Annotated in this window: 6 protein-coding genes; 2 read left to right on the forward strand and 4 right to left on the reverse strand. The window is 65.1% G+C overall.

Features of this window, described 5'->3' with window-relative positions; translation table 11 throughout:
* Positions 1-33 precede the first annotated feature (33 nt).
* Positions 34-933, forward strand: coding sequence for a LysR family transcriptional regulator (locus A9J21_RS26075; protein ID WP_066740794.1), 900 nt, complete (start codon positions 34-36; stop codon positions 931-933).
* 58 nt (positions 934-991) lie between these two features.
* On the opposite strand, the gene A9J21_RS26080 is transcribed toward A9J21_RS26075, so the two are convergent.
* From A9J21_RS26080 to A9J21_RS26095, 4 genes are all read right to left on the reverse strand, one after another.
* Positions 992-2,383, reverse strand: a complete 1,392-nt coding sequence (locus A9J21_RS26080) for a nucleobase:cation symporter-2 family protein (RefSeq protein ID WP_066740796.1) — start codon at positions 2,381-2,383, stop codon at positions 992-994.
* A 236-nt stretch (positions 2,384-2,619) separates the two neighbouring features.
* Positions 2,620-4,026, reverse strand: a complete 1,407-nt coding sequence (locus A9J21_RS26085; protein WP_066740759.1) for a UbiD family decarboxylase — start codon at positions 4,024-4,026, stop codon at positions 2,620-2,622.
* A 119-nt stretch (positions 4,027-4,145) separates the two neighbouring features.
* Complete coding sequence (locus tag A9J21_RS26090; protein ID WP_066740761.1) at positions 4,146-5,060, reverse strand: amidohydrolase family protein; 915 nt, start codon at positions 5,058-5,060, stop codon at positions 4,146-4,148.
* Positions 5,061-5,100: 40 nt separating this feature from the next.
* Complete coding sequence (locus A9J21_RS26095) at positions 5,101-6,003, reverse strand: amidohydrolase family protein (RefSeq protein WP_066740763.1); 903 nt, start codon at positions 6,001-6,003, stop codon at positions 5,101-5,103.
* A gap of 316 nt (positions 6,004-6,319) precedes the next feature.
* On the opposite strand from A9J21_RS26095, the gene A9J21_RS26100 reads away from it, so the two are divergent.
* Positions 6,320-8,293, forward strand: coding sequence for an arylsulfatase (locus A9J21_RS26100; RefSeq protein ID WP_066740764.1), 1,974 nt, complete (start codon positions 6,320-6,322; stop codon positions 8,291-8,293).
* The last annotated feature ends 75 nt before the right edge of the window (positions 8,294-8,368 follow it).

The following is an 8,368-nucleotide window of genomic DNA, read 5'->3' on the forward strand; positions in this document are numbered from 1 at the left end:
ACACAACAGAGCAGGGGAGACATGCCAACCAACATGAACGTATCGCTGCGCCAGCTGCGCGCATTTGTCGCCGTGGCCGAGGAGCGGCACTTCACGCGAGCGGCCGAGAAGCTCAATCTTTCGCAATCGTCGGTCAGTGCCCTGATCCATGAACTGGAGGTCAACCTTGGCCTGAAGCTGTTCGACCGCCATACGCGGCTGATGCAGATCACCCAGGCGGGCGCCGAGCTGCTGCCGATGGTCAAGAAGGCCGTCGCCGATATCGACAGCGTGCTGGACAGCTCCGCCGATCTGCGCACGCTGGGGCGGGGGCGCGTATCGATTGCCGCCTCGTCCATCCAGGCCGCGCTGATGCTGCCGCGCTTTATCCGCGAATTCTGCGTGGGACATCCGGGCGTGAAGGTGGAACTGCATGACGTGGCCGAAGACGAGGTGCCGCGCATGGTCAGCGCGGGCGAAGTCGACTTCGGTATCGGCACCATTCCGGAAGGGCAACCCGACCTGGCGGCGCACCGGCTGTCGACCGATGCATTCGTGATCGTGATGCCGCCCAGCCATCCGCTGGCACGCCGCCGCGAGCTGACATGGGAAGAGGTGGCGAAGCTGCCGGTGATCGGCCCGCATCGCGGCAACCCTATCCGTGACTGCCTTGACGCGGCGCTGGCGATGCGCGGCATCTCGCTGGCGCGCGTACACGAGGTGTACCTGCCGCTGACGATGGTGGGCATGGTCGACGCGGGGCTGGGCATCGCGGTGATGAGCACGGCGGTCACGCGGCTCACGTCGTCGCTGGGGCTGGTGGCCGTGATGCCGCAGGACCCGGTGATCTCGCGCGAGATCTCGCTGCTTACGCATGCAGACCGGTCACTGTCGCCACCGGCGCAGTCGTTCCGCGACCTGCTGATGCGGCATCGGAGCGATCTGGGGAAGTAGTACCTTCCTCCGCTCTCCCGCAGGCGGAAGAGCGGAGGACATCACCGCCCAGCGTTGGTCACGCCACCTTCTTCGTCAGCATCTGCGGTGCCGCTTGCGTGCCGCGCACGTTGAACAGCAGGTTCAACAGCACCGCGCACAACGTGCCCAGCAGGATGCCGTTCTGGCAGAACCTGGCAACCAGGTCGGGCAATTGCGCAAAGAACCTGTCGGCCACCAGCGGAATCATGCCCAGCGCCAGGCTGACCGCCACGATGTACGCGTTCTTCTTGTTCTCGACGAAATCGACATGGCCCAGGATGCGCACGCCGGTGGCGGCCACCATGCCGAACATCACCAATGCCGCGCCGCCAAGCACGTACTGGGGAATCGACGCGGCAAAGAACGCCAGCTTGGGCAGGCAGCCCAGCACGATCAGGATCCCGCCGGCCGTGGCGCAGACCCAGCGGCTGCGTACACCGGTGACCTGTACCAGCCCGACATTCTGCGCGTACGACGTATAGGTGAACGTGTTGAACACGGCCCCCACCAGCGCCCCCACGCCGTCGGCCCGCAGGCCGCGCGCCAGGTCGTCGGGCGTGACAGGACGGTCGACGATCTCGCCCAGCGCCAGGAACTGGCCCACGCCCTCGATCATGATGACCACCATCACCACGCATAGCGTGACCGACGTCATCAGGTCGAATGTCGGCCATCCGAAGTGGAACGGCGTGATCAGCGCCACCCAGTTGGCCGCATGAACCCCCGTGAAACTGACCTTGCCGATGGCAACGGCGATCACGAAGCCCGTGGTAATGCCGATCAGCACCGCGATATTGCACAGAAAGCCCTTGAAGAACGCGATCATGCCCAGCACCGTGAGCAGCACCACGGTGGCGATGCCAAGGTGTACCGGCAAGCCGTAGGCGGGGTTGGGCACCGGCCCGGTGGGCGTGCTGAGCGTGGGATTGCCGCCCGCCGCCCAGTTCACGCCCACGCGCATCAGCGATATGCCGATCACCAGCACCACCGTGCCGGTCACCACGGGCGGGAACCAGCGAATCAGCCGGCTCACGTATGGTGCGGCCACGAACGTGAACACGCCCGCCACCATCACCGCGCCAAACACGGCAGGCAGGCCTAGCGACGGATTCGATCCGGTGGCGATGATGGGTGCGATGGCCGTGAACGTGACGCCCATCATCACGGGCAGCCGGATGCCGATCTTCCAGATGCCGATGCTCTGGATCATCGTGACCAGGCCACAGCAGAACAGGTCGGCGGCGATCAGAAAGGCGATCTGTTCCTTGGGCAGGTGCAGTGCGCCGCCGATGATCAGCGGCACGGCGATGGCGCCCGCATACATCACGAGCACATGCTGCAGGCCGAGCGCGGCCAGGCGAAGCGGGGGCAAGACTTCATCGACCGGATGCACCGCGTCGATCCCATGCGAAGTGGGTTGGGGGATCATGCTGTCTCCTTCGTCTTCCAGGCCGGAACTGCCCGCATGGTTGGTCGAAGGGGCTGCAGTGCCGCCCCCCGTGGTCTGCCGCCACGTTTTCGCCACCTGCGTGTGTCTTGTCAGGGCAGCATGCCAGCCACCGGACATTGGGTAAATGGGCCGTGCGGATTAATCGATCGGGTCAGCCGATCAATGCCGTCGGGCGCCGGAATTTGCGTCGTGTTTGCGCGGGGTGTGTTCCCGCGTCAGTGTTTTCCCGTATCGAGGCGGGCCAGCAGGGCGGCAGCGCGCGCCATGGCGTCGGGGTCGATGCGTGCGCGGATGCCGTCGAAGTTCGGCCCGCGCGTAGCGTCCAGCCCCATGCGCGATGTGGTGCCCACACCCGATGCGGACGGGTCGAGCGCGCTGCCGGGCAGCCCGTCAACGATCACCACATCGAGATGCGGCTGCAGATGCGTGGCGATGGCCCACAGCACCTGCTCGTCGCGCGTGATGTCGACATCGGCGTCCACGGCCACCACGGTCTTCAGGTACGGGTCCCAGCCGAGCAGACCCAGCATGACCTGCCGTGCCTCGCCGGGGCGCGACTGGCGCAGCGCCACGTAGGCATGAAAGTGCGTGCCGGAGCTGGGGTAGTGCACGGCGGTAACCGACGGAAAGCGCTCCATCAGCTTTTCCACCATTTCGGACTCGCGCGGGATACGGCCCAGGTTCAGGTGTTCGGCCGAATTGCCGCCGACTACATCGACCAGCCACGCGTCGCTGCGCCGCATCACCGTTTCCACGCGCAGCAGGTTGTTGGTGGAGCGGTCTGATGAGTACCCGGTGAACTCGCCGAACGGCCCTTCCTCGACGCGGGCCGATGGGTCCAGCACGCCTTCGAGCACGATCTCCGCGTGCGCGGGCACCGCGATGCCGTAGCGCGGCGTGCGCACCACCTCAAGCGGCGCGCCGAACAGCCCGCTGGCTACGTGCCGCTCGTCCACGCCGTAGGGCAGCCGTGCTGCGCCGGCGAGCATGAACAGCGGATGGGCGCCGATCACCATGGCCACCGGCAGCGGCTTGCCGAGCTCGGCCGCGCGCTGGTACATGCGCCACAGGTGCCCGCGCGAATGCAGGCTGGTGGCGATTTCGGTGGGCGAGTGAAGCATCGACCGGTGATAGCTGGCGTTGCCGGATCCGGCCTCGCGATCTTCGGCAATCAGGATGGCATTGGTGATGTACGGCCCCCGGTCGGTGGCGAAATGCCGGATCGCGGGCAGCGTGGTCAGGTCCACCTGTTCCTGCACGATGCCGGTGACGGCGCCAGACTCCAGCACGCGCGGCGCCATCAACCGCCGGCTGCGCGCCTGGTATTCGGCATGGATGCCGGCCGGCGTTACGCCCAGCATGCGGCCGACGCGTTCGCGCGACGCAAACAGGTTGGTGACGAGCGGGGCGCCAAGGCCCGCCACATCGTCGAACTGGATGATCGGGTGGCGGTCCTGGGCCGCGAGCGCCCAGACCAGCGCGGTGGGTTCCTGGTTGGCGGTGACCGGCTCGCGCACGTTCAGGACATCGTCGGGGAAAGCCGCGCGATAGGCGGCCAGGAAGGCGTGAAAGTCCTGCGAGGTATCGTCGAACCCCGGCAAGGACAGGCTTGCTGCAGTCATGGCATGGCTCCGCTTGGGAACTTCCAACGGGAAACCGTTGCCGCGCGCGGACGCCACCGTGGTGGCGCCCGCACGTGACCAGACGGGAAGGATGGGTCAGGTATGCGCTGCGGGACGCGTCAGCGCGTGCTGGCGTACGTATCCTTCAGACGCGCCTGGGCTTCTTCCTGGGTCTTCGGCGGCGCGGTGGGCTCGATCCCGACCAGCCGGGCGATGTTGTTGCCCATGTAGTCTTCCAGGCCGTCCTCGTCCAGATCCATGCCCTGCGGCGCGGGGCCGCACAGCATTTCCAGCTCGCGCAGCCACATGCCCGGCTCGTTCGGCGGGGTGTCGGTGCCGAACACGATCTTGTCGCGTGGCAGCTGCCGCGCGAACTCGACGATGCGCGACTGGAAGCACCAGCCCGACTCGCAATACACGTTCGGCGTATCCATTGCCATCCAGAAGGCCTCGAACGAATAGTTGCCGCCGGTCTGGATGCCGAAGTGGCCGATGATGAAATTGACCATCGGAAACTCGCGGATGACCGGATAGAACATCGTCGGGATCGTGTACGGGCCGTCGCCGGTGTGGATCAGCACCACGATGTTGTACTTGGCGCAGACCTTCATGGCGGGCCGCAGCCAGTCCAGTGCGCGATCCGGCCGGTAGCCGTGCATGTTGGCGTGGAGCTTGAGCATCTTGAAGCCGTATTCCCTGATATGGAATTCCAGCTCCAGCGCGCCTTCTTCCGGGCCCCAGCGCGGGTTGAACGTGAAGTTGCCGATAAAGCGGTCAGGGTACTTCTGGCACAGGCTTGCCACATAGGCCATGTAGTCGCGGATGCCCTCGCGGCCGCGCCGGTTGCCGTCGCGATAGCCGGTATTGCCGGGCGGCGGCTGGATGAAGCCCATGTCGATGCGGCGCGGCTTGCCGTTGATCATGTACGGGCCGTCCATCATCTTGAGCATGCGCTCGCCGTTGAACGGCTCGCCGGTGTGGCGCCAGGCCTCGTCGACGAGGTTGGTCGGGTGCAGGTGGGTATCGATAATCATGTGCGTGTGCTCCGTCGGAATCTCGTTTGGCTCGTCCGCGTCATGCGGCCAGCCGCGCCTTCGCTTCTTCGAGCGTGCGCGGAACGGGCGTCGGCTCCAGGCCGATCATGCGGGCGACGTTGTTGCCGAGGTAATCCTCCAGCGTGTCTTCGTCGAGATTGAGGCCTTGCGGCGGTTCGAAGCAGAGCACCTCCAGCAGGCGCAGCCACATGCCGGGTTCATTGGGCGGCGTGTCGGAGCCGAACAGGATCTTGTGCTTCGGCAGCACCTTGGCAAACTCGACGATGCGCGACTGCAGGCACCAGCCGGATTCGCAATAGACGTTGGGCATGTCCATGGCCATCTGGAACGGCTCGAAGCAGTAGACGCCGCCGGTCTGCACGCCGAAGTGGGCCATGATGAAGTTCACGGTCGGGAATTCCTTGATCATCGGCACCCATTCGGTAGGAATGCTGTAGGGCCCGTCGCCGGTATGCAGCTTGACCAGCACGCCAAGCTCCGCGCATTTCTGCAGCGCCGGGCGCAGCCAGTCCAGCGCGCGGTCGGGCCGGTAGGCGTGCATGTTGGCCTGGAACTGGACCATCTTGAAGCCAAGCCGCTTCACGTAATGTTCCATCGCGTTGACGCCGTTTTCCACGCCGCAGCGCGGGTTGTAGACGAAGCAGCCGATAAAGCGGTCTGGATACTTCGCCACCATCTCGCGCGTGTACGCCATGTACGAATCGATGGACTCGGCGCCCGATTGCACACCATCGGTGTACGTGTAAATGGTGTTGCCTTGCGGGGGCTGGATGAATGCGCGATCGATGCGGCGTGGCTTGCCGTTGATGGTGAACGGGCCGTCCATCATCTGGATCAGGCGCTCGCCGGTGAACGGATCGCCGTCGTGCCGCCAGGCCAGGTCGACCAGGTTGGTCGGGTAACAGCTGGTGTCGATGATCATTGAGATCCCCTAACGATGACTCTGGTGAAAGACTTGGAGTCCTGTCAGGGAGGTGGGACCGGTCGGGTCATGGCGCCACTGACAGAAACTCCGTCAGTGAGCAATCTCCAGATGAACGTCGCGGCGTTGCGCCGCTGCTGTTCGATCGACCGCTTCTACCCACGCGTTCGTTATATAGCCTGCCGTTTGCGCGCGTCAAGCGCATCTTGTGGTGCGCTGCACGAATATCGATAGGCAAAAACATTCGTTCGGCGCGGCATGCCGGGTTCTTAGCATGACCCCTTTCCTTAAAAGATGCGGTTCAGGAGAGAGGCGTATGACAAGAACGACAGCAGCGTCCCATAGTTACCGAAACACCCCGGCACGCCGCGTGCTGGCAGGCCTGTGCGCCACGGCCATCGCGCTGATGAGCGGTTGCGGCAGCGACGACACGCCGACAACGTCGTCCAACAATCCGGCACCGACAACGGTGGCGACGAAGAAGCCCAACATCATCTTCATCATGGCCGACGACCTCGGCTATTCGGACCTGGGCGCCTTTGGCAGCGAAATCCGCACGCCCAACCTGGATGCACTGGTCAGGCAGGGCCGCATCCTGGCGAACCATCACACGGCGGCGGTGTGTGCGGTGACGCGCTCGATGATCATCTCGGGCACCGACCACCACCTGGTAGGCCAGGGCACCATGGCTACCACCGACGTGAACTACGTCGACGAGAACAATGTGCCGAAGCCCGGCTACGAGGGCTATCTGAACGATCGCGCGCTGTCCATCGCACAACTGCTCAAGGACGGCGGCTATCACACGTACATGGCCGGCAAATGGCATCTGGGCAGCGGGCTGCCCAACGCCACCAACCAGGGCGCAAGCGTCGGCACGACGTCGCCGGGCCAGACGCCGGTGTCGTGGGGTTTCGAGAAGAGCTATGCACTGCTGGCCGGCGGTGGCGATCACTTTGGGCGCAACGGCAGCACCGCCTATGTGGAAGACGACCACTACGTGACGCCGAACACGACCAACTTCTTCTCGTCCGACTTCTATACGTCGACGATCATCAAGTACATCGATTCGGGCACCGGCAGGAATGCCGACGGCAAGCCGTTCTTCGCCTACCTGACCTACCAGGCGCCGCATTCGCCGCTACAGGCGCCGGCGGCCTACATCGACCGCTACAAGGGCGTCTACGATGCTGGCTACGAGCCCATCCGGGCGGCGCGGCTGGCGCGGCAGAAGGCACTGGGGCTGATTCCGGCCGACTTCGCGCCGAACGCAGGGCGCGACGAAACGCTTGCCGTGACGCCGAAGAGCGCGAACTGGGGCACGGCATCGGCCAACTACATCACGTCGACCAACAGCGCCGCGCAGGGCGGCGTGGATACGCGCGTGGCGAATGCCAACAAGAAGTGGGACAGCCTGACCGCCGACGAGAAGCGCGCCCAGGCCCGCTACATGGAAATCTTCGCGGCCATGGTCGAGAACCTGGACGACAACGTTGGCCGCCTGGTGCAGCACCTGAAGGATATCGGCGAGTACGACAACACGCTGATCGTGTTCCAGAGCGATAACGGGCCGGAGGCCAGCTACTACGAGTTCAGTGGCAACTACGACCAGAGCTACGACGCGAAGAACGCGGACCCGGCCGTCTATCCGACGCTGGGCACCACGGCGTACAAGGGGTCCGGCAACCTCGACTACGGCCAGCGCTGGGCGGAGGTCAGCGCCACGCCGTTCCGCCTCTGGAAGTCGTTCCCGGCCGAGGGCGGTCACTCGGTGCCCACCATCGTGAAGCTGCCCGGCAGCGCACCCGCCCAGCAGGCGGCGCAGCTCAATGCCTTTACGCATGTGGTGGACCTGGCCCCAACGTTCCTGGACATCGCCGGCGTTGCCGCGCCCAGCACGCCGGCTGCGCCGCTCTATGACAGCAAGGGGGTCAACCGCAATGCGGGCAAGGTGGTGTACGACGGCCGCAATGTGTATCCGATCACCGGGCTGTCGCTGCTGCCGACGCTTCAAGGCAAGGCCACCGGTCCTGCACGCGCCACGTTTGCGGAAGAGCTGTATGGCCGCACCTATGTCTACGCCGACAACTGGAAGGCCACGTGGATCGAGCCGCCGTTCGGACCGGCCAACGGCGAATGGCAGCTGTTCGATATCCGTGCGGATCGCGGCGAGACCAACGACGTTGCCGTGCAGCGGCCCGACGTGGTGGCGGATCTCAAGGCGAAGTGGAACGACTACGCCAAGGCGGTCGGCGCGGTGCTGCCGAAAGTCCCGGGCATGATCTACTGAGGCGGCCGTGGCACTGCTCCGATTCCATCGACTGTGGAAATTCGCCGGCGCCGCGTTTGTGGCGGGGCTGGGGGG

This window comes from Cupriavidus sp. D384 (assembly GCF_001652915.1).
Classification (GTDB): Bacteria; Pseudomonadota; Gammaproteobacteria; order Burkholderiales; family Burkholderiaceae; genus Cupriavidus.

Excerpts from the sequence above, each read along its gene's own strand:
- A9J21_RS26075 (WP_066740794.1), top strand. The coding sequence starts at position 34 with ATGAACGTATCGCTGCGCCAGCTGCGCGCATTTGTCGCCGTGGCCGAG.
- A9J21_RS26080 (WP_066740796.1), bottom strand. The coding sequence starts at position 2,383 with ATGATCCCCCAACCCACTTCGCATGGGATCGACGCGGTGCATCCGGTC.
- A9J21_RS26085 (WP_066740759.1), bottom strand. The coding sequence starts at position 4,026 with ATGACTGCAGCAAGCCTGTCCTTGCCGGGGTTCGACGATACCTCGCAG.
- A9J21_RS26090 (WP_066740761.1), bottom strand. The coding sequence starts at position 5,060 with ATGATTATCGATACCCACCTGCACCCGACCAACCTCGTCGACGAGGCC.
- A9J21_RS26095 (WP_066740763.1), bottom strand. The coding sequence starts at position 6,003 with ATGATCATCGACACCAGCTGTTACCCGACCAACCTGGTCGACCTGGCC.
- A9J21_RS26100 (WP_066740764.1), top strand. The coding sequence starts at position 6,320 with ATGACAAGAACGACAGCAGCGTCCCATAGTTACCGAAACACCCCGGCA.